Raw genomic sequence first — 24122 nt, forward strand, 5'->3', positions numbered from 1 at the left:
GCTGCGGTGATTCAATCGGGGCATGACCACGCTGCACCTCATTCGGCACGGACAGACTCCGAACAACGTCGCAGGTGCCCTCGACACCGCACTGCCCGGCGCCGGCCTCACCGATCTCGGCATGCGCCAGGCCGAGGATCTCGTGCGCCGCTTCGACGGCACACCCCTCGATCGCGTCGTCTCCTCAGCGCACCGCCGCGCCGTTCTGACGGCCGCGCCACTCACTCGCGCACGGGCGCTCGAGCCTCTGCAGGACGAGGGCTTCGGCGAAGTGGGGGCCGGCGATCTCGAGATGATGACGACGCACGAGTCACACATGACCTACCTGACGACCGTCTTCGACTGGTCCGAGGGCGAGCTCGACGAGCGGATGCCCGGCGGCCCGGACGGCCACTCGGTTCTCGAACGCTACGAGGCAGCCATCGCGCGCGCCGTCGAAGGGCTCGCGGACGACGCAGCGGTCGCCGTCGTCAGCCACGGCGCCGTCATCCGCCTCTGGGCGACGTCGCAGGCGTCCGGCATCACGCCCAAGGACGCCGAGCACAAGCGCCTGCTCAACACCGCGGTCGTGACGCTCGAGGGACGCCCGTGTGACTGGCGCTTCGTCGGGTGGGACGACCCGAACATCGTCGACGCGGGTGCCTCCGACCCCACGGCGGACGCCGAGGACGACGACTGAGGGCTCCCACTCCTTCGGGGCCGAGCCACGCGTGAGGCGCTGCTCGGCCCCGAAGCCGATGGATGCCGCGAAATCAGGAGTTGACAGCGCCCGTCGAGGCCGAGGAGGAAGCCGAACCCTGGCCCGCCGACGGTGACTGCTGCGTCGACCCGCCCTGACCGCGCTCGCCGTGCGGGCTGTGGCCTCCACGCGGACCGCGGGGGTCGAGCGTGACGGTCTTGAAGTCCGCGCTCACCGCGTAGGCAACGCGCTGGCCCGACTTCGTGCCGAGCGCGACGTAGCCACCCTGGGGCGTCTTGAACGCGTGCTCGACGGTGACCGCAGCATCCTTCGCCTTCACGGCGCTCTTGACGCTCGTCAGGGTCGAGCCGGTGACGTCGGCGGGGCGCTGCTTGCCGTCGTGACCACCGGGCCCGCCGCGCCCATCACGCCCACTGGGGCCGCCCGGACCGCCGGTGCGCACCTCGACCGTCTTGAGGTCCTTGCTCACCTCGACCATGACCTTCGCACCGCTCTTCGTGCCCAGCACGTCGTACGAGCCGTCCGGATCAGCCATGACGCGCTCGATCGAGACCGCGGCATCCTTGGCCTTGACGGCGTTGACGACGCTCGTCTTCGTCGCTCCGGTCACCTCGGTGTGCTGGTGACCGCCGGGGCCACCCTTGCCCGCGTCCCCGGACTGAGCCTGCGTGCTCGAGGAACTGGACGGCGTGGGAGCCGGCGACTGCGAGTTCGCCAGCGCGGCTCCGGAAACGGCCAGCGTGCCCGCCGCGCCAAGGCCGGCCACGATCTTCATCGTGTTGTTCAACATTTTCTTCCCTTCTCTCATGAGGAGTTGAGGGGCAGCTCGCACAACGCAGGCTGCCCCCACCGCCCGAGAGAACGGCCCGAGGCTGTGACGAGGCTGTCAAACGTCCCGTCACCGCGCTGTGAGCGCGGTGTACGCGACAATGGTCGACATGAGCAGCACGCGTGATCGCCGTCCCGACCCGACGACGTTGAGCGGCCTGCCCACCAGCGGCGACCACATCGCGTTCTACCGGTTCGCCGCCTTCGACGACGTCGACGCCGCCGTGGCGCGTCTGCGCGAACTCACCCACGGGCTCAGCGGTTCGGTGCTCGTCGCGTCCGAAGGCGTCAACGGGATGCTGGCCGGCACGCCGCAGCAGATCGATGCCTTCCTCGAGACCGCGAGCGCCGACGCGACGGTCGCTCACGCTTTCGACGGCATCGTCGTCAAGCGCACGGCGTTCGAGCGCCCGCCGTTTCGTCGCATGCTCGTCAAGGCGAAGAAGGAGATCGTGCCCCTCGGCGTCGACGGCCTCGACATGCCGAACCGCATGGACGACGTGCACGCGACTGACGTGCCGCCCGAGCAGTGGCGTGAACTCATCCGCCGCGACGACGTCGTCGTCCTCGACAACCGCAACAGCTTCGAATACGGCGTCGGCCGCTTCCGTGACGCCGTCGATCCGGGCGTCGTGAACTTCCGCGACTTCGCCGACTACGTCGAAGACCACGCTGACGAGTGGCGCGAGAACGGCACGAAGATCGCGATGTACTGTACGGGCGGCATCCGCTGTGAGAAGTCGAGCCCCTGGATGCAGGATCTGGGGCTCGAGGTCTTCCAGTTGCAGGGCGGCATCCTCAACTACTTCCAGCAGATGCCGGACGCCGAGCAGGACTGGGACGGTGAGTGTTTCGTCTTCGACGAGCGCGTCAGCCTCGACACGAAGCTGCGCGACACCGGCCGCACCCGCGAGGAGATCGACGAGCCGCGCTGACCGGTTGAGCCCGGCGAAAAATCGGGTGCCGGCGACGGCGCCCCACCCGTACGGTGGGAGCTTCCGGACCCGAGGGGGCCCATGCATCCGAACCCACCCCGCGGCACACACCTTCGTCTCGACGGCATCTCGAAGAGCTACCCCGACCGCCGCGTCCTGACCGACATCTCGTTCGCCGTCGCCGCGGGCGAACGGGCCGCGCTCATCGGGGAGAACGGCACCGGCAAGTCGACGCTCCTGCGCATCGTCGCGGGCCTCGAGGACGCCGACGTGGGGACGGTGAGCGCGCCCGACGAGGTCGGCCTGTTCCACCAGGAGCCGCCGTTCTCACTCGATCTCACCGCCGATGAGGTGCTCCGGGACGCCACCGCGCCCCTGCGCGCTCTGGGCGACGAGGTGACGTCGGCCGGTGAGCACCTGGCCGCGCACCCCGACGACCCCGGAGCGGGTACTCGACTCGAGCTCGCCCTCGCCGAGGCCGAACGCCGCGGCGTGTGGGAGCTCGACCACACGATCGACGAGTTGGTCGAGGGCCTCGGCATCGCCGACATCCCCCGCGAGCGCCCTGTACGAGAGGTCTCCGGGGGCCAACTCGCCCGCTTCTCCCTCGCGTGGATGCTCGTGCGCCGACCGGAGACGCTCCTGCTCGACGAGCCGACGAACCACCTCGACGACCGCGGCGCCGAGTTGCTCGCGCGCATGCTCCACACATGGCCGGGGCCGGTGCTCATGGCGAGCCACGACCGCAATGCCACCGTCGTCGCTCGCCGGGTCAACGATGCCCGCACGGCCCTCGAGCGCCTCGAGAACGAGCAGGTGCGCAAACCGCCGAAGCACCTGCGGTTCAACGAGGATCGGTCGCTCGCCGCAGCCCGCCGCGCCGGCGAATTGCCGAGCGGGGCGCTCGTCACGGCGTCGAACGTCGCCGCCCGAGATCGGTTACGACCGACGAGTCTCGCGCTCGCAGCCAGAGAGCGTCTGCTCGTCGAGGGCCCGAACGGATGCGGCAAGTCGACACTGCTCGAGGCTCTTGCGGGGCGCATCGCTCCCGACGGCGGCAGCGTCACCGTCGCCCCGCGCGTGAGCGTCGCCCTGCTCGGCCAGGACGCCGAAGTGAGCGGTGACGACAGCGTCCGCGACACGTACGAGCAACTCGTCGGCGCCGAACTCGCTGCCAGGCGTCCGCTGGCCACGTTCGGTTTGATCGCCGGGCGCGACGAGACCCGGCCGGTGAACAGCCTGCGCGTCGGGCAACGGCGTCGGCTGGACCTCGCCGTCCTGTTGGCGCTGCCGCCCGACGTCCTGCTGCTCGACGAGCCGACCAACCACTTCTCCCTGCTCCTGTCCGAAGACATCGAGCGTGCCCTGGCGGACTACCCCGGGGTGGTCGTCGTCGCGAGCCATGACCGGATGTTGCGCCGACGCTGGACCGGTCAGCGCTTGGAGCTCCACCTACCCGGGTGAGCCGGTGCAAAACCTCTGGCCAGGGCGAAGGGCCCGGAGTAGGGTCGAAGCAACTGTCATCGAGTGAAAGGAGTTCAGCAATGGGTTTCGACGACAAGCTGGACAACGCCAAGGACGAGAAGTTCGGCCAGGCCAAGGAGGCCTACGGCAAGGCGACCGACAACGAGCAGCTCGAGGCCGAGGGTAAGGGCGACCAGGGCGTCGCCAACCTCAAGCAGGCCGGCGAGAAGATCAAGGACGCTTTCAAGAACTGATCGTTCTCGGTGTCTGACACCGCTTGTACGAGAGGCGCATCTCCCGATTCGGGAGGTGCGCCTCTTGCCGTGTCCGGCTCACGTGATCCGCGAAGGAGCATCGAATTGTGACCTGCATTACCTGACGGTAGTCGTCTACCAAGCGCTCCACAGGTCACAGATCGATTTCATCTTGCTGTGAGCCACACCTCTGGTTAGGTCGAATACCGCTGCAGCGCAGTCCCTCTCACAGGTTGGTCGCAGCGACCCAGAATCGTCTCGTTTTTCGGGAGTTGAGCGAGCCCTACAGTGACGCACGGCACTTTTCCGCCCACTCGAGTCACGGGTCAGCGGGAAGGCCCTTCCTCTTGAAAGGCTCCGTATGTCCTCGACTCTCGACGCGCCGCCCGCCGCACCTCGCGGCACCGGCGACTCCGGTGACGCCGGCTACGCCAAGCACCTGAAGAACCGCCACATCCAGATGATCGGCATCGGTGGCGCCATCGGCTCCGGCCTCTTCATGGGATCGGCCGGGCGTCTGCACTCCGCAGGCCCGTCGCTCATCTTCGCCTACGCCATCTGTGGCGCCGTCGCCATGATCGTGGTGCGTGCGCTCGGTGAGATGGTGCTCTACCGCCCCTCCTCGGGCGCCTTCGTGTCCTACAGCCGCGAGTTCATCGGCGAGAAGGGCGCGTACGCAGCGGGTTGGTTCCACTTCACCAACTGGGCGTTCACGCTCATCGCCGACTCCACCGTCATCGCGAGCTTCCTCATCTTCTGGAGCCCGCTCAAGGACGCCCTTCCGCAGGGAGGCTGGGCCGCCATCGCTCTCGTGACCGCCCTGGCCATCAACCTCATCGGCGTCAAGCTGTTCGGCGAGATGGAGTTCTGGTTCTCGGCCATCAAGGTCGGCACGATCATCCTGTTCATGCTCGCCTCGATCTACTTCATCATCGTGGGCCAGGACCTCTCGGGCGGCGGCAAGCCCGCCAGCGCCGGCGTTCACAACATCACCGACTCGGGCTTCTTCCCCAACGGTGTCTCGCCGATGTTCACACTGCTGACCGGCGTCATCTTCGCCTACGCCGCCATGGAGCTCATCGGCGTCGCCGCCGGTGAGACCGAGAACCCGCGTGAGGTCATGCCGAAGGCCGTCCGCTCGGTGCTGTGGCGCATCCTCATCTTCTACGTGGGCACCATCACGCTTCTGTGCTTCCTCCTGCCGACCGCGCAGTACAAGCAGGGCGAGTCACCCTTCGTCACTGTGCTCGACCGCGTGGGCTTCCACGTCGGTGGCGTGCGCATGGCAGACATCATGAACGTCGTCCTCATTTCGGCCGTCGCGTCGTCGATGAACTCGGGCCTGTATTCGACCGGCCGCGTGCTGCGCTCGATGGCCGTGGCCGGTACGGCGCCGCGCATCCTCGGAAAGATGAGCCGCACCCAGGTTCCCTACGCCGCCATCCTGGCGACGGCCGCCTTCGGTGCGATCGGCGTCGTCATCAACTTCAAGTGGCCGTCGCATGCCTTCGAGATCGCTCTCGAGGCCGCCACCGTCGGCATCATCGGCGTCTGGTCGATGATCCTCATCTCGCACATGATGATGGTCCGCAAGGCCGCGCGCGGCGAGCTGGAGCGTCCGGACTTCCGCCTCAAGGGTGCGCCGGTGCTCAACATCATTGCGCTCGTGTTCCTCGCTGCGGTTCTCGTGCTCATCGCGATCGACCCGACGGACAGCAGCCCCGAGTCGGCCGCTGCCGTTCGCTTCGGCGGCCCGATCCTCGTACTCCTGCTCGTCGGCGGCTGGTTCCTCGTGCGCAACCGCATCGACGCCGCGGTCTTCGACGACATCGACGACGGTGACGAGTACGTCACGAGCTGATCGCTCACCCGTTCCACGCGTGCGGCCGCCGTCCCCTTCCCGGGGCGGCGGCCGTACGCGTCCTCACGCCTAGACTGAGTGACGTGATCGACCTTCCCGTCCTGTTCTCCACGACCGCCGACTACTACCGCTTCGCCGTCGTCGAACTACGCCGCGAGGCCGACGTGGAGAAGGTGACGCGCGTGGGTGAGGACGCGGGCTTCGTCCAGTTGAAGAACGGCGGCATCGAGCGACTTCACGAACTCGCCTCGTCCGGCTACCTGCGCTTCTGCAAGCACTTCGCCGCCGTCGAGAAGCACGCGACGACGAAGTCCCTCGAGCACGAGGACGCCGAGGAGATCGCCGAGTGGGCCTTCGACGGCATCGCCACGCGCCTCGAGGCACTGGCCGACTCCGGCGAGTACACGCCCGGTTCGGCCGTCTCCCTGCACACATGGGATTCGGGGCAGGGCCCGTGGGCGCCGGGGAAGGTGCGTCGGCCCCTCCTCGAGATGCTCATGGACGAGGGCGTCCGGGTCGTGCCCAGCGGCGCCGACCTCGCGTTGTCGGTCTGCCTCGGTGAGGACCGGGTGACGACGGGTGTCACGCCCTCGCGCTACGCCCTGTCCGACTGGGCGGGTGGACGCATCCGTCTTGCCTCGCGCAAGGAGCAGGTCAGCCGCGCGGAGTTCAAGCTCGAGGAGCTGTTCACCCACATCGACCTGCCCGAGGGGGACGTGGCCGTCGACCTCGGCGCCAGCCCTGGCGGGTGGACACGCATCCTGCGTTCGCGCGGGTACGGCCACGTGCACGCCGTCGACCCGGCCGGTCTCGACCAGCGCGTGCTCGACCTGGGCGGCGTGGAACACCACCGGACGACGGCCGGGGAGTTCGTCGCTACCTTCCCGCGTCGGGTCGACCTCATCGTCAACGACATGCGGATGCCCCCGCAGCTGTCGGCCCACACGATGCTCGAGGCGTCCGACATGCTGAACCCGGGCGCAACGGCGATCGTCACGCTGAAGTTGGGCACGAACAACCCGGTCAAGCAGGCCGACGAGGCGATGAACATGCTGAGCGAGGCGTACGACATCACCTTCGCCCGACAGCTGCAGCACAACCGGCACGAGATCACCGTCGTCGCATTGCGCGCCTGACGCTGCGTCTCGCCCGACGCTGGGGAAAATCGGTCGTCGCGCGAGGATCCGGCTGTAAAACTCCCGACACCATGAGTTCTGCACCCGACGCCGCGCTGGCCACTCAGCTCCTGCGCGAGCAGGCACCGCACCTCGCCCAGCTTGCCGTGCGCCCGAGCCCGGCCTCCGGCAGCAGCAACTGGGTGTTTCGCGTTGGAGGTCACCTCGCACTTCGCCTCCCACGCTCCGACGACTACGCCACGGATCTGGGCAACGAGATCACCTGGCTGCCGACGCTCGGAGCCGGCGTCAGGACGCCGATCCCGCGCGTCGAGTTCGTCGGAACGCCGAGCGAGACATTCCCTCGACACTGGGCCGTCGTCACCTGGATCGAGGGTCGAACTCCGACGAACCTCGACGCTTCGGCGCAGCGGTCGCTCGCGTCGTCAATCGGGGAGTTCGTCGCCGAGCTTCACGCCGTCGACACGGACGGCGAGGTCGGCGGCGCCGAGCGTTGGGGTTACCGGTGCGGCGATCCGGTGACCGACGCCACCGACGCGTGGGTCGACGAGGCCGCCGCCACGCTGAGCGACCTCTTCGACCCGACGCAGGTGCGCCTGGCCTGGGCACGCCTGCGGGAAGTGGAGGCCGCGACCGGCTCCCGGACCTGGGTGCACACCGACCTTTCGGCCGAGAACGTCCTCGTCAGGGACGGCGGCACCCTGGCCGGCGTCATCGACTTCGGCGCACTCGGCGTGGGCGACCCTGCCGTCGATCTGCTCTACGCGTGGGATCTGTTCGACGCTCCAGCACGCGCCGTGTTCACCCGTGCCGCCGCAGCCGACGAAGCCACGACGGCGCGCGCCCGCGCGTGGGCCTTCCCGGGCCCGGGCCTCGTGACGCTCGCGGAGTACCGCGATTCGATGCCCGAACGCACGGTCCGCCTCACCCGCATGGTCGAGGCCGTCGCGGCCGACGTCGGGGTCCGCCTGCGCTGAGATCGCCCAACGTTGGGAGTTTTCCGGCCACGCAGCATCCCTTCGGCTGCAAAACCCCCAAGGTCGGGGGTTTTACGCGATCTGTCGGAAGTGGGGGCGCCAACCGTCCGACAGCCGTACCGAACGGCCGCGGCGCTCCAGGGCCGCGGCGACTGCCTTCACCGTTCCGGCCGGGTCGCGGTAGATGCCGTGGGACACAACGCGGATGACCTCCCACCCCTCGGTGCGCAGGGACATTTCGCGCTCGATGTCCGCATGCTTCTGAGCCTCAGTGACGTAGTGGTGGTCCCCGTCGTACTCGATCGCGATCTTGAGATCCGGGTACGCGAGATCCAGCCTTCGACGACGCCCGCAAGCCACCACCTCGAACTGCGCGACCGGCTGGGGTAACCCCGCCAACAGAAGCAGGACCCGTAGCCGCGACTCCATGGCCGACTCGGCACCGGCATCCACGAGCCTCACCAGGTCTCGTGCGCGCCCTGGCCCCGCACCACTGGACGACCACGACGCACGCGCCGACTCCGGTTCCACCCCGGGCAGCCTGAGAACGGCGTCCGCGAGCACGACGACGTCGACGAGCGACAGCCGGGGCAAACACTCACGCACGAGGTCGACCGGCGCCGTCGTCGGCAGCCGCAACCGCACCGAGGGAACCCAAATGCTCGACGTCTTCGAGTTTCGGAGGTGACGGTGCACGACGAGTCCCGCACCGCGCACGTCCCGGCTCGCCGGGATGCTCACCGACACGCCCTCGGACCACGGCACCGGCAGACCCCACAGGAGCGCCGCATCGAGTCGCGAGATCCGCGCGCCCTCACCACACCGTCGGACCGCTGCGACGCAGCGGAGCCCGTGCCCCACCTGCACGCGGGCATCGACGAAGACACCCCGGAACAGACGGCGTACGTCCGCGCTGTCGAGGTCGCTCCGACTCAGCCCTGCTGCGAGAGCCTCGTCCGAGGTGAACGGGAGCGCGCCGAACCTGTCCAGGGCAGCACGTCGACGAGCTACCACGCTCTGGCGCGAGGGACGCGCTCCAGACGAGGGGAAAGAGGCGGAAGCAGAAGGGGCCATACCTCCAGCGTCGCGATTTCGCGCCGACCACCGCGAAAGTTATCCACAGCCCACGAGGATGCCGACAAGACCGGCTCTCAGGGCGAATCACCCAACGTTGTGAGTTTCGCAGCCAACACCACACCGTTCGGCTGCAAAACCCCCAACGTCGGGGGTTCGCCGCCCGACCCCATCCCGGGAGCCGTCGTCGTGCCTCGGCACCCCGTGCCGCAGGTCACGTCGATGGCGGTAAATGTTCGATTCTCGAACCGTTAATGAACATTTCCGACATTGGTGGCAGAAACCCAACAGCGCACCATGCGTTTGTGAGCCACGTCACAACTTGAAACCCTCGGCCACTTATATTTCGACGTCGAGATACCCGTACGTTCGAGGAGTCCCACCGGGCGCTCCCCTTCGACTCCTCGAACTCGGTTGCGCGCCGGGACGACCGACGACAGCGATGACTCGGGTGACGAACGGAGATCCCGTTCGGGCCCGCTCGCACAAAGGATGGCCGATCCAATGACTACGACTGACATCGAGACGATCGGCGGCACGACGCACAAGGGCCTTGCCGCCTGGGTTGCCGAGGTCGCCGAGATGACCACCCCCGACCGCATCCAGTGGGTGACGGGTTCGGACGAGGAGTGGAAGCAGATCACGGACAAGCTCGTCGAAACGGGCACGTTCACGCGCCTCAACGAGGACATCAAGCCGAACTCGTTCTACGCCGCCAGCTCCCCGCAGGACGTCGCGCGTGTCGAGGACCGCACCTACATCTGCAGTGTCGACGAGAAGGACGCCGGGCCCACCAACAACTGGATGGACCCGAACGAGATGAAGGACATCATGCGTGGCCTCTACAAGGGCTGCATGAAGGGTCGCACGATGTACGTGATCCCCTTCGTCATGGGTCACCTCGAGGCCGAGCACCCGATGTTCGGTGTCGAGATCACCGACTCCGAGTACGTCGTCGCGTCGATGCGCGTCATGGCCCGCTGTGGCACGAAGATCCTCGACCGCATCGAGGAGCTCGGTGACGACGCCCGCTACGTCCCGGCCCTGCACTCGGTCGGCGCCCCGCTCGCCGACGGCGAGAAGGACGTCGCGTGGCCGTGCAACGACGAGAAGTACATCGTGCAGTTCCCCGAGGAGCGCACGATCTGGAGCTTCGGCTCCGGCTACGGCGGCAACGCCCTGCTCGGCAAGAAGTGCTACTCGCTGCGCATCGCCTCGGTCATGGCACGTGACGAGGGCTGGCTGGCCGAGCACATGCTCATCCTGAAGCTCATCTCCCCGGAGAACCAGGTCTACTACATCGCTGCGGCCTTCCCGAGCGCCTGCGGCAAGACCAACCTCGCCATGCTCAAGCCGACCGTTCCGGGCTGGAAGGTCGAGACCCTCGGCGACGACATCGCCTGGATGCGTTTCGGCAAGGACGGCCGCCTGTACGCCGTCAACCCGGAGTTCGGCTTCTTCGGCGTCGCGCCGGGCACGAACGAGCACACCAACCCGAACGCCATGAAGACGATCAACAAGGGCAACTCCGTCTTCACGAACGTCGCGCTCACCGAGGACGGCGACGTCTGGTGGGAGGGTCTCGAGAACCCGCCGGCCAAGGCCACGGACTGGAAGGGCAACCCCTGGACGCCCGACAGCGACGAGCTGTCCAGCCACCCGAACAGCCGCTACTGCACTCCGATCGAGCAGTGCGACATCCTGGCCGACGAGTACAACGACCCGCAGGGTGTGCCGATCTCGGCGATCCTCTTCGGTGGCCGCCGCAAGACGACGGTTCCGCTCGTCACCGAGGCTCGCGACTGGCTGCACGGCACCTTCATGGGCGCCACGCTCTCGTCCGAGACGACGGCCGCCGCGACCGGCCAGGTCGGCGTCGTGCGCCGCGACCCGATGGCCATGCTGCCCTTCATCGGCTACAACGCCGGCGACTACTTCCAGCACTGGGTGAACGTCGGCAAGGACGCGGACGCGAGCAAGCTGCCCGCGATCTTCTACGTCAACTGGTTCCGCCGTGACGACAACGGTGACTTCCTGTGGCCCGGCTTCTCCGAGAACAGCCGCGTCCTCAAGTGGATCATCGAGCGCATCGAGGGCAAGGCCGCAGCGGTCGAGACCCCGATCGGTCACGTTCCGACGCCGGAGTCGCTCGACGTCGAGGGCCTCGACATGACGGACGCCGAGCTCGAGGCCGCCCTCGCGGTCGACGTCGAGGAGTGGAAGGCCGAGATCCCGCAGATCGAGGAGTGGTTCGCCAAGTTCGGCGACCAGCTCCCGGTTCAGCTTCAGGTCGAGCTCGACGGCCTCAAGGAGCGCCTCGGCGCCTGAGCCCATCAGACGTGGCGGTCCCGGCCGACCGTCACTTGACCGTCGTCGGTCACGCAACCTCCCGTTCGCTGCTCGCGAGCGGGAGGTTGCGTCATCTCCGCCGTCCGCCCACCGAGCGTCCTACGGGCAGTTCGCAGGTACGCCCCGTACGCTCGAAGTCAACCGCACGTCCCCGTTCCCCGAGGTAACCGATGTCACGCTCGTTCGCCCTGACCGCCGCCGCCCTCGCGCTGCCGCTCGCTCTCGTGGCCTGCGGCAATTCCTCACCCGACGCCGAGGGGCAGTCCTCCGCGACCTCGACGTCCGTTTCGGCCTCGAGCGCCACCTCGGGGGCCGGGCAGTCGTCCTCGACGAGCAGTTCCACCGGCACGAGCACCAACTCATCGGGCTCGACGCAGTCGTCCGCCGCGGCGAGCTCCACCTCGGGCGAGAGCACGGCCACCCCATCGAGCTCCTCGCAGCCCTCCGCCGTGAGACACGTGTCCGTCTCGCCGTCCACAGCACAGGGGAAGGCGCCCACCCCGACGCAGGTGAAGAAGTCCGCACTGGAGAACACCCCCGTGTCGTCTGTACACCTCACCACTCCTGACGGGGGCCCTCAGACGGGCGCAGCCGTCGCCACCCAGAGTCTCGTGACGTCGGTGAACGGTCGTACCCTCTCCTACACGTACAGCGCGTCGGGCAAGCAGCACCTCTACCGTTCGCAGCTCAACAACGCGGTCATCGCGGCGCCGAACAGCCGTGGCGTCACGATCGACTTCGGTGACGGCAGCGACATGGACGGCGCCGACCTCGGCGCGCTCCAGTGCGCACCGAAGTCGCCCCTCGCTGCATTCGCCGACACGTTGCCGACGCAGAGCCACACCTACGCGGCCGCGGGGACGTACACCGTCACGACCACCACGTACTTCTGCGGCGACTCGGGCCCGGTGAGCAAGTCCTCGACGCAGAAGGTGACGATCAACTGATCACGTTCGCCGAGGCCCGCGAGGGGCTCTTCTCGGCGCTGCACGCGTCACCGCACGACCGGCTCGTCCTCGCTGTGGCAGGCGCACCCGGCGCAGGCAAGTCCACCGTCTGCGAGCTCCTGCTCGCGGAAGCGCAGAACCGCGACGTGTCGGCGATCGTCGTCCCGATGGACGGCTGGCATCTCGCGCACCGAACACTGGAACGACTCGGCCTCGCGCAGGTCAAGGGAGCACCCCAGACGTTCGACGCCGAAGGCTTCGTCGCCCTGGTGGCCCGTATCGCGGGGCAGCGGCCCGGGGATCCGTCCGTTTGGGCGCCCGAGTTCCGGCGCGAGATCGAGGACGCCGTCACCGGCGCCGTCGAGATTCGCCCCGAACACCGTCTCGTCGTCGTCGAGGGCAACTACCTGCTGCTCGACGAGCACCCGTGGCGCAACATCGCCGACTTCTTCGACACCGCATGGGTCCTGACGCCCGACGAATCGACTCGCCGCACCCGACTCGTGGAACGTCACGAGCGCTACGGGCGCAGCACGGAGGACGCTCGAGCGCACGCTCTCGGCTCGGACGAGACGAACGCCCGCCGCATCGAGCACAACATGGTCGCGCGGGCGGGGCTCACCGTCCTGGAGGTCGACCCGGGCTGATCACCCCTTGGAACACCACAGGTGCCAGCGGATCCCGAGCAGATCCGTCCACCACACCGAGTGCCCGTTCTTCGGGTCACCCAGCAGGTCACGCAAGCCAAAGGGCACGCATGTGCTGGGCCAGGACGTCGTCGGCGGGGTCGGTGTGGTCGTCGGCGACGTGGGTGACGGTGTCGGCTGCGTCGGCTCACTCGTCGGAGTCGACGGCGAGGGGCTCGTCGGTTCCGACGGACGCGTCGGCTCGGTGGTCGGCGTGGTCGGGTTCGACGTCGTCGGCTGCGACGGTTCGCTCGTCGGCGTCGTGGGTTCCGTGCTCGGTTCGCTCGTCGGCGTCGTCGGGTTCGACGTGGGTTCGGTGGTCGGCGACGTCGGTTGCGTCGTGCTCGGTCCGCTCCTCGACGAATCCGACGGTGCGGGAGCGGTCGACGTGGGAGCCTGCGACGTCGAAGTGCCCGGTGCGGGAGCCGTCGCCGAACCGGACGGCACCGGCGGCAGCGCGGACGTCGGCACGGTGGCCGAACCCGTCGGCGTTGCGGCGCCCGGCATCGTTGTGCGCAACGGGGATCCGCCTGCCGACGGCAAGCCTGGCAGGCGCGGCAGGGTGACCGCGGAGGAGCCCGACGGAACGACTGGGCCGTTGTTCCCTCGCTCGGAGGCGGCGCGCTCGTTCGCGCGGGGGGCGCTCGTCGCCCAGGTGGACGTCGAGGTCGGCTGACTCGTCGCGGACGCCGTCGACGACGCGGTGGGAGTGTCCGTGGAGGACGACGACGGATCGGCCGGCGCACTCGAGGAGGAGTTCGGTCCACGGGAACTCGAGGCGGCACCGTCGTCCAGCAGGACGACGCCGGCCGCCACGGTTGCGGCAAGGCCCACGAGCGCGGCGCCGGCGGCCCAAGTGCTCACCGTTCCGCCGGCGCCCGGCGCTCCGGCCGCACCGGATCCGGCGGCGGCCCCGGACGGGTCGTTCAGCGCCTCGCGCAAAGCCTCGGCCTTACCGGCGTCGAGGGCGGACGGAGTGACGGTTGCGGCCCGAGCGGACAGCGCATCACGCAACTGTTGCTCGAGGGCGGCGAACGCGTCGGGTCGAAGATCAGCCATCGGCGTCTCGCATCGCTTGGGCGAGCTTGGCCATGGCGCGTGAGGCTTGCGACTTCACCGTGCCCTGGCTGATCCCGAGGGTCGACGCGATCTCGACCTCGCTCAGCCCCTCCCAGTACCGCAGCACGAGAACCTCGCGCATGCGGGTGGGCAACGCGTCGAGGTGGCCGAGCACCTGCTGGTGCTCGTCGGCCAGAAGAACGGGCTCGTCGGAGCCGGGCCCGGCCTCGGGTTCGGCAGCAGCGGCGTACTCGCGGGCGGTGCGGCGACGCCGTAGCGCCGAGCGGGCGTGGTTGAGCACGGACGCACGCAGGTACGCGCGGGCGTTCGCGGGCGATTCGAGGGAGTCGACGTTGCGGTGCAGACCGAGGAAGGCGTCGTGCACGACGTCCTGCGCCGACTCGATGTCGTCGACGAGCTGACGAGCCAGACGCACCATGTCGTGGTACGAACTGACGTACAGGGCGTCGAGGTCGACCTCGTCCGGGGGAGAGCCCTGCGAGGACGTGTTCGCCCCCGAGGTCGCGTCGTCACCGGTCGACGCAGCGCGCTCCGAACGAGCGCTTCGCGCCCCTTCCGAGATGGCCCACCAGGGCGCCGGGGGAATCGGAAGCGCTGCATGGACGAAAGTCATGCACCCGCTCCCCTCATCACACGGCAGATGCCGAAGCCGATGTTCTGCAGGGCGATTCGGACGATGCCCCATCATCCAGTGTCGGCGAGGAACGCGGGCCGGGGCAAGCCGATCGACCCAAGTGTCCGCGCAAGCGGGTGCCTGGCCCGCGCGGTCGATCGTCCTCATGACAGAAAGACGCACACCGGACCGACAGGTTGCATGTCACCTGACGACCTATGCCCGAGGTGGCTCAGGACGTGTGCCGGCGAAGGGCCTTGGCCGTGCGTCCGATGCGTGACAGCAGCGCAGCGTAAGCGTCCGTCATCGGAGCCGATCCGGCGATGGCGCTGAGAGGCTGGCGTGCTCCCTGAGCCCGCTGAACCACAGCCCGATCCGCCAGGACAGGTGAGAGGACGAGTGGCCCGAAGGTCCGCTCCAGTACCTTCACCTGTTCGGCGTGTTCGCGGACCGATGGACGGAACCGGTTGACGACGATGCCGAGCGGTTGCAGCCCGCCCGCCTCACGTCGACGCAGGTCGTCGATCGCGGCGAAGAGTCGGTTCGCAGCATTGACGGCGAACGCCCCCGGTTCGGCGACAACGATGGCGCGGTCGCTCGCGACGAGCGCGCTGCGCGTCAGGCCGGACAGCGACGGCGGTGCATCGATGAGGACGAGATCGTAGTCGAGCTTGCCGAGCGCCTTGCGCAGCGTGTGGAGGCTCTCCCCTTGGGCGTCCGGGCGATCGAGCGCTGCGGTCGACGGGGCACCGGGCAGGACGTGAAGCTCCCCCGCACCCTCCCAGCCCGAGGCGACGATCGTCTGCTCGAGCACCTTGCGCTTCGGGCTTTCCAGCACGTCACCACTCGCACTGCCGGTGGCCTTGGCACCGAGGGCATAGGTGGCGTCACCCTGCGGGTCGAGGTCGACGACGAGCGTCGCGAGCCCCTTGCGCATCGCGGCGTCGGCGAGCCCGAGGACGACGGAGGTCTTACCCACCCCGCCCTTGAGGCTGCACACGCTGATGACGACCATGGCTCAACCCTAGGCGGGCGCGGCGCAGCGGTGCCCCGACACGCCGCGCCGCCGACAGGTCACTCCGCCCAGTCGAGGGTGCGCTCGACGGCCTGGCTCCAGCGCCCCAGCAGGCGCTGACGCTCGTCGTCCTCCATCGAGGGCTTCCAACGCTTGTCCTCGGCCCACTGACGACGCAGGTCGTCGAGGTCCTTCCAGAACCCTACGGCGAGGCCGGCCGCGTAGGCGGCACCGAGGGCCGTCGTCTCGTTGACCTTCGGGCGGATGACCTCGACGTCGAGGATGTCGCTCTGGAACTGCATGAGCGTCTCGTTGACGACCATGCCGCCGTCGACCTTGAGCTCGGTCATCTCGACGTCGGAGTCGGCGTTCATCGCCTTGACGACCTCCTGGCTCTGGTACGCCACGGCCTCGAGGGCCGCGCGGCACAGGTGCCCGCGGTTGGCGAAGCGGGTGAGGCCGACCACGACGCCGCGAGCGTCGCTGCGCCAGTGCGGCGCGAAGAGGCCGGAGAAGGCCGGGACGACGTAGACGTCACCGTTGTCGTCGACCTCCTTGGCGTACTTCTCGACCTCCTTCGCGTCCTTGATGAGCTTGAGGTTGTCGCGCAGCCACTGCACGAGCGAACCGGTGACGGCGATCGAGCCCTCGAGCGCGTAGACCGGCTTCTGGTCACCGATGCGGTAGCAGACGGTGGTGAGCAGTCCGTTCTTGCTCATCACCTTCTCCTCACCGGTGTTGAGGATGAGGAAGTTGCCGGTGCCGTAGGTGTTCTTGGCCGTACCCGGCTCGAAGCAGACCTGACCGAACGTGGCGGCCTGCTGGTCGCCGAGCGCGCCCGCGATCGGCACACCGCGCAGGACGCCGCGGTGACGCACCTTGCCGTACTCCTCGGACGAACTGCGGATCTCCGGGAGCATCGACATCGGGATGCCCATGTCCTTCGCGATGGACTCGTCCCACTCGAGCGTGTCGAGGTTCATGAGCATGGTGCGGGAGGCGTTCGTGACGTCGGTGACGTGGACGCCGCCGTTCGTGCCACCCGTCATGTTCCAGATGACCCACGTGTCCATCGTGCCGAACAGCAGGTCACCGGCCTCGGCCTTCTCGCGAGCGCCGTCGACGTTCTCGAGGATCCACATGACCTTCGGGCCGGCGAAGTACGTGGCGAGCGGCAGGCCGACGACGTCCTTGTACTTGTCGGCGCCGTCGTCACCGGCGAGCTTCTTGCAGATCGCGTCGGTGCGCGTGTCCTGCCAGACGATGGCGTTGTAGACCGGCTTGCCCGTCTTCTTGTCCCACACGACGGCCGTCTCGCGCTGGTTGGTGATACCCACGGCGGCGATGTCGTCGGAGTCGAGGTCCTTCTTGGCGAGCGCCTCGGCACAGACCTTGCGCGTGTTGTCCCAGATCTCGGCCGCGTCGTGTTCGACCCAGCCGGCCTTGGGGAAGATCTGCTCGTGTTCCATCTGGCCGACGGCGACGACGTTGCCGTCGTGGTCGAAGATCATGCAGCGCGTGCTCGTCGTGCCCTGGTCGATGGATGCGACGTACTTCTTCTCAGCCATGTTCTGCTCCTCGTGCGTCGAGTTGGCGTTGGCGGTTGATGTCGAGTCTGCCCCGAACGGGTCAGCCGATGTAGAGATTGGCGGCGAAGCCTGCGATGAGGCCTCCGATGACGGGGCCGACGACCGGCACCCATGCGTAACTCCAGTTGGAGTCGTCCTTGTTGGGGATGGGAAGGAGGAAGTGCGCAAGGCGCGGCGCCAGGTCGCGTGCCGGGTTGATGGCGTAGCCCGTCGGACCACCGAGCGAGACGCCGATGGCGACGACGAGGAAAGCAACGTTGAGCGGTCCGGCCTGGCTCGGCGTCTTGGCGAACACGAGGATCGTGAAGACGAGGACGAACGTTCCGACGACCTCCGTCATGACGTTCCAGAACGGCGATCGGACGGTGGCCGAGGTGGAGAAGACGTTCGTCGGCGCGTCCTCGTGCTCGTCGAACTGCTTCTTGTAGGCCATCCACACGACGACGGCGCCGATGAAGCCGCCGACGAACTGGGCGGCGACGTAGGTGAGTGTCGAGGCGGCCGTGATGTCGACGCCCTTGGCGTAGGTGTCGGCGCCACTCGCCCACATGCCGAGGGTCACCGCGGGGTTGAGGTGGGCACCTGACTTGTAGGCGGCGAACACTCCGGAGAAGACGGCGAAGCCCCACCCGATGTTGATCATGAGAGGGCCGCCGCCGAAGCCGCCGTTCTTCGGCAGCAGGACGTTGGCCACGACACCCACACCGAGGACGATGAGGATCGCCGTTCCGAGGACTTCGCTCAAGAAGACTTGTCCGAGTGACATGCGTTCTCCGTTCCTGAAGGATCCCGTGACGGGCGCGCCCCGGGGATGCTCGTTTCGTACCCTACGCGGTGGGCTGAGATCGCCGGGGGTTCCGCAGCGGGCGCGACGAAGGCTTCGCTCTCCGTTCGTCGTGTGACGAAAGGCCCACGCTCCGGATTCGGGAAACGTCCATTCGAGCGGTCTAAGGTGGAGGGGAAGCCGCGTTCCGCGCGGCGCCCGTGAGACCCGTCGCTCCCCTTTCGGAGGTACCCATGACGATGCACCCCTACAGCGCGAAGATGAGCCCGCAGGCCCGCGAGGAATCGTGGCGCGAGCTCGGCGAGCGCGAACTCGACGTCCTCGTCATCGGCGGTGGTGTCACGGGCGCGGGCGTCGCGCTGGACGCCGTCACGCGCGGCCTGCGTACCGGCCTCGTCGAGGCCCGCGACTTCGCGAGCGGCACCTCGAGCCGCTCGTCGAAGCTCTTCCACGGCGGCCTGCGCTACCTCGAGCAGCTCAACTTCGCTCTCGTTGCCGAGGCGCTCAAGGAACGCGAGCTCATGCTGACGCGCATCGCTCCGCACCTCGTGCACCCGGTGGCGTTCCTCTACCCGCTGAGCCACCGCGCCTGGGAGCGCCCGTACGTCGCGAGCGGTATCGCGATGTACGACCAGATGGGCGGCGCCCGCTCGGTGCCGCGCCAGAAGCACCTCACCCGCGGCGGCACGATGAAGCTGTTCCCGGGTCTCAAGCCGGACGCGATGGTCGGCTCGATCCGCTACTTCGACGCGCAGGCCGACGACGCGCGTCACACGATGACAGTGGCGCGCACCGCCGCGCAGTACGGCGCCATCGTGCGCAACTCCACCGAGGTCGTCGAACTCGTCACCGAGGCCGACCGTGTCGTCGGTGCCGTCGTGCGTGACGTCGAGACGGGCGAGAAGCTCGAGGTCCGCGCCAAGGTCGTCATCAACTGCACCGGTGTGTGGACCGACGACATCCAGAAGATGACGGGTGGGCGTGGCCGTTTCCGCGTGCGCGCGTCGAAGGGCGTGCACATCCTCGTGCCGCGCGACCGTATCGCCGGCGAGGTGGGCCTCATCCTGCGCACCGAGAAGTCGGTGCTGTTCGTCATCCCGTGGGGTCAGCAGTGGCTCATCGGCACCACCGACACCGACTGGGCCCTCGACGTCGCCCACCCCGCGGCGACGAGCAAGGACATCGACTACATCCTCGAGCACGTCAACACGGTGCTCGCCTCGCCGCTCACGCGTGACGACATCCTCGGCGTGTACGCCGGCCTGCGTCCGCTGCTCGCGGGCGAGAGCGAGGACACCTCGGCGCTCTCGCGTGAGCACGCCGTCGCGCGCCCGCAGCCGGGCCTCATCTCGATCGCCGGCGGCAAGTACACGACCTACCGTGTCATGGCGGAGGACGCCGTCAACGCGGCCGCCGAGGACCTGGGCCCGATCAAGGACTCGGTCACGGAGGTGACGCCGCTCGTCGGCGCCGACGGGTACGCCGCGATGCTCAACCTCAAGCACGAGCTGGCCGCCGAGTCGGGCCTGCCGGAGTGGCGTATCGAGCACCTGCTCGGCCGCTACGGCTCGCGTCTGTACGAGGTGCTCGAGCTGGCACAGGACGACGCGTCGCTGCTCACGCCCGTCGCGGCCGCCGACGAGTACCTGCGCTGCGAGATCGCGTACGCCGTGACGAACGAGGGCGCCCTGCACCTCGAGGACGTCCTCGCCCGCCGCACGCGCATGTCGATCGAGACCAAGCACCGCGGCGCCGACGCGGCGCAGGAGGTCGCCGACATCATCGCGCCGCTGCTCGGCTGGTCGGACGAGACGAAGAACGCCGAGATCACGTCGTACGTCGAGCGCGTCGAGGCCGAGCGCAAGTCGCAGGAGCTCGAGACCGACGAGGCCTCCGACGCCGCGCGCCTCGAGGCTCCCGACCCGCGCCCGAGTCTGCGCAAGGTGCTCGCCACCCGCTGACCCGCGCTGGTCCTCGCCGCCCCCTCCCGCCTGCCGCGGGTGGGGGCGGTGGCGTGTAGAGGCCGGTCTCCGGGGCGAGTCGGCCGTACGATGCATCGTGCCCCTCGATGTCATCGCTTTCCTGGCCGGGTTCCTCGCAGCTCTCATCGTCACGCTGCTCCTGGGACGCGCGGCCCTGCGTCGGTACGACACCGACTTCTCCGGCTGCGAAAGTGGCGGGTGCAGCGCGTTGGTCAGCCGGCTCGACGGTTATCCCCCGAGGGCTGTGCGGGCGATCGCCCACAAGGGAGGAGTCGTCCTGTGGCAGCCCCGACGGCGACTCGTCATCGCCACACCACCTGCCGCCACCGACACGGCCACACGTCGCGCAACTGCACAACCGGACGATGCCCCGTGGGGCTGGAACCTCGAAGGCCGTGACGACGGTCCGGAACTGTTCGGCGGCGAGGGCCTCGCCACGGTCGTTCGACGAGCCTCACGAACGGCGCAGCGAGCTCCCCTCACGACCTGGGCGTGGCTGCTGTTCCCCCGATTCTGGGGTGCACTAGCCGGCGCCTTCGTGCTGACTGCGCTGGGGATGGCAGGCGTTGTCGCTCTCGGTCACACAGAAACCGTGACGGTGACCAAGACCGTCGCCGACCCGGAGATCGACGAAACCTTGTGCACCTTCGTTCTCAGCGACGCGGCCGGCAAGGCGGCCGGCGAGCAGGTGTCGTCGTGCGTCATGGTCGACGAGCCTCGAGTGGGCGCGCGGGTGGAAGCCGTCGCGCTGCCGGCGAGCGACTACGCCATCGTCCTCGACGACTTGGGCTTGTCGGAGCCGACACTCGGCAGTCTCTTCATGGCAGCCGGAGCCGGCGGTGTCGCAGTGGTCTCCGGCCTCTGGCGCGCCGTCCTACCGCGCCGTCGAACGAGCCTCATCCCCTTCCCGATCGCCTCGGACGACGCCGAGGGCGTGGACATCGCGGCCATGGAGCACTTGACGCTGGCCGAACTCGCCGACCTCGAGGAGAGCATCGCCCCGCAGCCCTCGACGACCCCCTCGCACGCCGGTACTGGGGTTCGGGGGCTGATCAACCGGATGAGGCTCTATCCGATTCCTGCGGGATCTTTCGCGACGTTGGCCCTGTGCTGGCACCACTACGACGAGCATCGAAACATCGCCCTCGTGGTCGGGCTCGTGGCGCTCATGGTGTTCGTTCGAGGACTCGTGCTGAGCCTGACGCAGTTCGTCGAGGTGCGCTCCCTCACGCACCAGGCCTGGCAGGGTCCGCTCGCGTACTCACGCGTGCCGGGCGTTGCCAACGCTGTGCTGCTCTTCCTGCGCCCCGGCCGTGCGCTGTGGCTCGATCTCGATGGCAGCGTGCCGCCCCGCGGCACCGCGCAATACCGCGGTGATCTCACCGAGGACCCCTCATCGGTCCAACTGCTCGTGGACGGAGTCCTCCTGCGCGCCGATCGTCGCCACCCCGAGTTGGGCCCAGCGGAACTGGACCAGCTTCACGAGGACGTTCTCGACGACCTCACCATGCTCATCGCCCGGGCCGACCCACCGTCCACGCACAGGAACGTCACAGAAACGACCTTGGAACTGCATAGCCGCCGGGGCGACACTGAGTGACATGAGCCCCGCTGCCCCCGCTTTGAAGCGCCCCGACGGCACGAACGTCCGGGTCCTCGTCGTCGACGACGAGTCGAACCTCACCGAACTGCTGTCGATGGCCCTTCGTTACGAGGGCTGGGACATCAAGAGCGCCGCCACCGGCAACGCGGCCGTCAAGACGGCCAAGGAGTTCAAGCCCGACGCCGTCGTGCTCGACATGATGCTGCCCGACTTCGACGGCCTCGAGGTGCTCCGGCGTATGCGCGACGAGGACCCGACGCTGCCGGTCCTTTTCCTCACCGCGCGCGATGCCGTTGAGGACAGGGTGGCCGGTCTGACGGCCGGAGGCGACGACTACGTCACGAAGCCCTTCAGTCTCGAGGAGGTCGTGGCCCGCGTGCGCGCGTTGCTGCGCCGCTCGGTCCAGTTGCAGGAGGAGGAGAGCTCGCTGCTGCGCGTCGGCGACCTCACCCTCGACGAGGACAGCCACGAAGTGATGCGCGGCGGCGAGGAGATCACCCTCACCGCAACGGAGTTCGAACTCCTGCGCTTCCTCATGCGCAACCCCAAGCGCGTACTGAGCAAGGCTCAGATCCTCGACCGGGTGTGGCACTACGACTTCGGCGGCCAGGCCAACGTCGTCGAGCTCTACATCAGTTACCTGCGCAAGAAGATCGACGCCGGCCGCGCACCGATGATCCACACGATGCGCGGCGCCGGCTACGTGCTCAAGCCCGCTTCCTGAGCCGCCGCCCCGTGTTCAATCCCGCCCGGTGGCCGCTGCGCACGAAGCTGCTCACCTCGATCGTCACCCTCTTCGTCGTCATCATCGCGATCATCGGCGCGGCGACCGTCCTCACCACCCGCAACTCGCTCATGACGCAGGTGGACGCCCAACTCGCCGACGCACAGCGCTCCCTCGACGGCCCCGGTGAGGGCGACGCCCCCGGTCACACCGACGGCTACCACCGCGCCGCGCCCGGGCTCGGCGGCAGCATGCTGCGCCTGACGATCGACGCCTCCTCCACCGCGAACACGATCCGCACGAGCGAGAACGTCGTCCTGTCGCCCGGCTCGATCTCGACGCTGTCGAAGGCCCAGGTTCTGACGCTGTGGAACAGTTCGCTCGGCACCGCCCCTCAGACCGTCGACGTCGGCGGCGGCCTCGGCACCTATCGCCTCGTCGCCGTCTCGCGCTCGAACGGCGACGTCACCATCGTCGGCATGCCGCTCGAACCCATCGACCGGAACGTCGGTGAACTCGCCCGGAACATCGCGCTCATGGGTCTGCTCGGCCTCGTCGCCGTGGGCGGTGCGAGCTTCCTGCTCGTGCGCAGCAACCTGCGTCCGTTGCGCCGGGTCGCGGCCACCGCCGAACGAGTCTCGGAGATGCCCCTCGGACGCGGCGACGCACGCACCGACGAGCGCGTGCCGACGGTCGACACCGACCCGCGCACCGAGGTCGGCACCGTCGGCCTGGCGCTCAACAACCTGCTCGACCACGTCGACTCCGCCCTCGACGCTCGCGAGGAGAGCGAGATGCAGGTGCGCCAGTTCGTGGCCGACGCGAGCCATGAGCTGCGCACTCCCCTCGCCTCGATCCGTGGCTACGCCGAGTTGTCGCGCCGCGAGACCGAGCCCGTCCCGCCGTCCGTGACCCACGCTCTCGGGCGCATCGAATCCGAAGCCGGGCGGATGACGACGCTCGTCGAGGACCTGCTCCTGCTGGCCCGTCTCGACGCCGGCCGCGAACTCGAGCGCGAACCTGTCGACCTCACCCGCATCGTCGTCGAGAGCCTGAGCGACCTCCACGCGGCCGGGCCCGACCACGTCTGGCACCTCGACCTCCCGGAGGACCTCGACGAGGTGCCCGAAGTCGTCGGCGACGAGGCGCGTCTGCGTCAGGTCGTCATCAACCTGCTCGCCAACGCGCGCCGTCACACGCCGCCGGGGACGGTCGTGACGGCCGGGCTCGCGCGTGAGGGCGACGACGTGATCGTCAGCGTCACCGACAACGGCCCCGGAATCCCCGCCGAGTTCACGCCGCACCTCTTCGAACGCTTCACCCGCGGGGACGTCGCGCGCACGCGCACCGAGGGCTCGACTGGTCTGGGCCTGTCGATCGTGCACGCCGTCGTCACCGCGCACCACGGCACGGTGAGCGTCGAGAGCGAACCCGGGAGCACCCGGTTCACCGTGCGTCTGCCCATCGAACCGAGGGGCCGACTCGCGTCACCCGAGGCAGCCGGAGCATGATGTCGGACGA

At 68.5% G+C, this 24122-nt stretch carries 22 protein-coding genes; 15 read left to right on the forward strand and 7 right to left on the reverse strand.

Features of this window, described 5'->3' with window-relative positions:
* Positions 1 to 22: 22 nt before the first annotated feature.
* Positions 23 to 679, forward strand: coding sequence for a histidine phosphatase family protein (locus AA983_RS02245; protein WP_047310568.1), 657 nt, complete (start codon positions 23 to 25; stop codon positions 677 to 679).
* A 73-nt stretch (positions 680 to 752) separates the two neighbouring features.
* Here AA983_RS02245 and AA983_RS02250 read toward each other — a convergent pair whose 3' ends face one another.
* Entirely contained in the window at positions 753 to 1490 is a 738-nt protein-coding gene (locus AA983_RS02250) for a hypothetical protein (protein WP_047310569.1), read from the reverse strand.
* Between the two features lie 148 nt (positions 1491 to 1638).
* Here AA983_RS02250 and AA983_RS02255 point away from each other — a divergent pair, with 148 nt between their 5' ends.
* From AA983_RS02255 to AA983_RS02280, 6 genes are all read left to right on the forward strand, one after another.
* Entirely contained in the window at positions 1639 to 2463 is an 825-nt protein-coding gene (locus AA983_RS02255; RefSeq protein ID WP_231579499.1) for a rhodanese-like domain-containing protein, read from the forward strand.
* Positions 2464 to 2544: 81 nt separating this feature from the next.
* The gene (locus AA983_RS02260) at positions 2545 to 3927 is read left to right on the forward strand and encodes an ABC-F family ATP-binding cassette domain-containing protein (RefSeq protein ID WP_047310570.1); all 1383 of its coding nucleotides are present in this window, start codon (positions 2545 to 2547) and stop codon (positions 3925 to 3927) included.
* A gap of 80 nt (positions 3928 to 4007) precedes the next feature.
* A complete protein-coding gene (locus AA983_RS02265) occupies positions 4008 to 4181 on the forward strand; it encodes a CsbD family protein (protein WP_047310571.1) in 174 nt (57 codons plus the stop codon).
* Between the two features lie 361 nt (positions 4182 to 4542).
* Complete coding sequence (locus AA983_RS02270; protein ID WP_047310572.1) at positions 4543 to 6042, forward strand: amino acid permease; 1500 nt, start codon at positions 4543 to 4545, stop codon at positions 6040 to 6042.
* Positions 6043 to 6125: 83 nt separating this feature from the next.
* A complete protein-coding gene (locus AA983_RS02275) occupies positions 6126 to 7178 on the forward strand; it encodes an SAM-dependent methyltransferase (protein ID WP_231579500.1) in 1053 nt (350 codons plus the stop codon).
* A gap of 71 nt (positions 7179 to 7249) precedes the next feature.
* The gene (locus AA983_RS02280; RefSeq protein ID WP_047310573.1) at positions 7250 to 8155 is read left to right on the forward strand and encodes an aminoglycoside phosphotransferase family protein; all 906 of its coding nucleotides are present in this window, start codon (positions 7250 to 7252) and stop codon (positions 8153 to 8155) included.
* Between the two features lie 72 nt (positions 8156 to 8227).
* On the opposite strand, the gene AA983_RS02285 is transcribed toward AA983_RS02280, so the two are convergent.
* Positions 8228 to 9169 carry an endonuclease domain-containing protein gene (locus AA983_RS02285; protein WP_047310574.1) on the reverse strand — a complete coding sequence of 314 codons (942 nt, stop codon included), beginning with the start codon at positions 9167 to 9169 and terminating at the stop codon, positions 8228 to 8230.
* Positions 9170 to 9733: 564 nt separating this feature from the next.
* On the opposite strand from AA983_RS02285, the gene AA983_RS02290 reads away from it, so the two are divergent.
* Positions 9734 to 11557: a phosphoenolpyruvate carboxykinase (GTP) gene (locus tag AA983_RS02290; protein WP_156170128.1), complete on the forward strand. Its 1824-nt coding sequence runs from the start codon at positions 9734 to 9736 to the stop codon at positions 11555 to 11557.
* Positions 11558 to 11648: 91 nt separating this feature from the next.
* Here the strand turns inward: AA983_RS02290 and AA983_RS02295 are convergent, their stop codons facing one another.
* Complete coding sequence (locus AA983_RS02295; RefSeq protein WP_047310576.1) at positions 11649 to 12113, reverse strand: hypothetical protein; 465 nt, start codon at positions 12111 to 12113, stop codon at positions 11649 to 11651.
* Between the two features lie 85 nt (positions 12114 to 12198).
* Between AA983_RS02295 and AA983_RS15345 the strand changes: the two genes are divergently transcribed.
* The 3 genes from AA983_RS15345 to AA983_RS02305 all read left to right on the forward strand — a co-directional run bounded on the left by AA983_RS15345 (position 12199) and on the right by AA983_RS02305 (position 13887).
* Positions 12199 to 12525 (forward strand): hypothetical protein, encoded by a 327-nt coding sequence (locus tag AA983_RS15345; protein ID WP_156170129.1) that lies wholly within the window; start codon positions 12199 to 12201, stop codon positions 12523 to 12525.
* 38 nt (positions 12526 to 12563) lie between these two features.
* A complete protein-coding gene (locus AA983_RS02300; RefSeq protein WP_255352612.1) occupies positions 12564 to 13172 on the forward strand; it encodes a nucleoside/nucleotide kinase family protein in 609 nt (202 codons plus the stop codon).
* 112 nt (positions 13173 to 13284) lie between these two features.
* The gene (locus AA983_RS02305) at positions 13285 to 13887 is read left to right on the forward strand and encodes a hypothetical protein (protein ID WP_047310577.1); all 603 of its coding nucleotides are present in this window, start codon (positions 13285 to 13287) and stop codon (positions 13885 to 13887) included.
* Positions 13888 to 14262: 375 nt separating this feature from the next.
* Here AA983_RS02305 and AA983_RS02310 read toward each other — a convergent pair whose 3' ends face one another.
* The 4 genes from AA983_RS02310 to AA983_RS02325 form a co-directional block, all read right to left on the reverse strand.
* Complete coding sequence (locus tag AA983_RS02310) at positions 14263 to 14904, reverse strand: RNA polymerase sigma factor (protein ID WP_082128628.1); 642 nt, start codon at positions 14902 to 14904, stop codon at positions 14263 to 14265.
* A gap of 232 nt (positions 14905 to 15136) precedes the next feature.
* Positions 15137 to 15919, reverse strand: coding sequence for a ParA family protein (locus tag AA983_RS02315; RefSeq protein ID WP_047310578.1), 783 nt, complete (start codon positions 15917 to 15919; stop codon positions 15137 to 15139).
* Positions 15920 to 15978: 59 nt separating this feature from the next.
* Positions 15979 to 17487 (reverse strand): glycerol kinase GlpK, encoded by a 1509-nt coding sequence (gene glpK / locus AA983_RS02320; protein ID WP_047310579.1) that lies wholly within the window; start codon positions 17485 to 17487, stop codon positions 15979 to 15981.
* Between the two features lie 61 nt (positions 17488 to 17548).
* The gene (locus AA983_RS02325; RefSeq protein WP_047310580.1) at positions 17549 to 18274 is read right to left on the reverse strand and encodes an MIP/aquaporin family protein; all 726 of its coding nucleotides are present in this window, start codon (positions 18272 to 18274) and stop codon (positions 17549 to 17551) included.
* A gap of 251 nt (positions 18275 to 18525) precedes the next feature.
* Here AA983_RS02325 and AA983_RS02330 point away from each other — a divergent pair, with 251 nt between their 5' ends.
* The 4 genes from AA983_RS02330 to AA983_RS02345 all read left to right on the forward strand — a co-directional run bounded on the left by AA983_RS02330 (position 18526) and on the right by AA983_RS02345 (position 24112).
* Positions 18526 to 20253 carry a glycerol-3-phosphate dehydrogenase/oxidase gene (locus AA983_RS02330; protein ID WP_047310581.1) on the forward strand — a complete coding sequence of 576 codons (1728 nt, stop codon included), beginning with the start codon at positions 18526 to 18528 and terminating at the stop codon, positions 20251 to 20253.
* A 97-nt stretch (positions 20254 to 20350) separates the two neighbouring features.
* Positions 20351 to 21874, forward strand: a complete 1524-nt coding sequence (locus AA983_RS02335) for a hypothetical protein (protein WP_047310582.1) — start codon at positions 20351 to 20353, stop codon at positions 21872 to 21874.
* 1 nt (position 21875) lies between these two features.
* Complete coding sequence (locus AA983_RS02340) at positions 21876 to 22601, forward strand: response regulator transcription factor (protein ID WP_047310583.1); 726 nt, start codon at positions 21876 to 21878, stop codon at positions 22599 to 22601.
* Between the two features lie 11 nt (positions 22602 to 22612).
* A complete protein-coding gene (locus AA983_RS02345) occupies positions 22613 to 24112 on the forward strand; it encodes a cell wall metabolism sensor histidine kinase WalK (RefSeq protein ID WP_082128629.1) in 1500 nt (499 codons plus the stop codon).
* The last annotated feature ends 10 nt before the right edge of the window (positions 24113 to 24122 follow it).

This window comes from Dermacoccus sp. PE3, assembly GCF_001021715.1.
Lineage (GTDB): Bacteria > Actinomycetota > Actinomycetes > Actinomycetales > Dermatophilaceae > Dermacoccus > Dermacoccus abyssi.

Coding starts and splice junctions, on each gene's coding strand:
- AA983_RS02245 (WP_047310568.1), top strand. CDS start 23: ATGACCACGCTGCACCTCATTCGGCACGGACAGACTCCGAACAACGTC.
- AA983_RS02250 (WP_047310569.1), bottom strand. CDS start 1,490: ATGTTGAACAACACGATGAAGATCGTGGCCGGCCTTGGCGCGGCGGGC.
- AA983_RS02255 (WP_231579499.1), top strand. CDS start 1,639: ATGAGCAGCACGCGTGATCGCCGTCCCGACCCGACGACGTTGAGCGGC.
- AA983_RS02260 (WP_047310570.1), top strand. CDS start 2,545: ATGCATCCGAACCCACCCCGCGGCACACACCTTCGTCTCGACGGCATC.
- AA983_RS02265 (WP_047310571.1), top strand. CDS start 4,008: ATGGGTTTCGACGACAAGCTGGACAACGCCAAGGACGAGAAGTTCGGC.
- AA983_RS02270 (WP_047310572.1), top strand. CDS start 4,543: ATGTCCTCGACTCTCGACGCGCCGCCCGCCGCACCTCGCGGCACCGGC.
- AA983_RS02280 (WP_047310573.1), top strand. CDS start 7,250: ATGAGTTCTGCACCCGACGCCGCGCTGGCCACTCAGCTCCTGCGCGAG.
- AA983_RS02290 (WP_156170128.1), top strand. CDS start 9,734: ATGACTACGACTGACATCGAGACGATCGGCGGCACGACGCACAAGGGC.
- AA983_RS02310 (WP_082128628.1), bottom strand. CDS start 14,904: ATGACTTTCGTCCATGCAGCGCTTCCGATTCCCCCGGCGCCCTGGTGG.
- AA983_RS02315 (WP_047310578.1), bottom strand. CDS start 15,919: ATGGTCGTCATCAGCGTGTGCAGCCTCAAGGGCGGGGTGGGTAAGACC.
- glpK (WP_047310579.1), bottom strand. CDS start 17,487: ATGGCTGAGAAGAAGTACGTCGCATCCATCGACCAGGGCACGACGAGC.
- AA983_RS02325 (WP_047310580.1), bottom strand. CDS start 18,274: ATGTCACTCGGACAAGTCTTCTTGAGCGAAGTCCTCGGAACGGCGATC.
- AA983_RS02330 (WP_047310581.1), top strand. CDS start 18,526: ATGACGATGCACCCCTACAGCGCGAAGATGAGCCCGCAGGCCCGCGAG.
- AA983_RS02340 (WP_047310583.1), top strand. CDS start 21,876: ATGAGCCCCGCTGCCCCCGCTTTGAAGCGCCCCGACGGCACGAACGTC.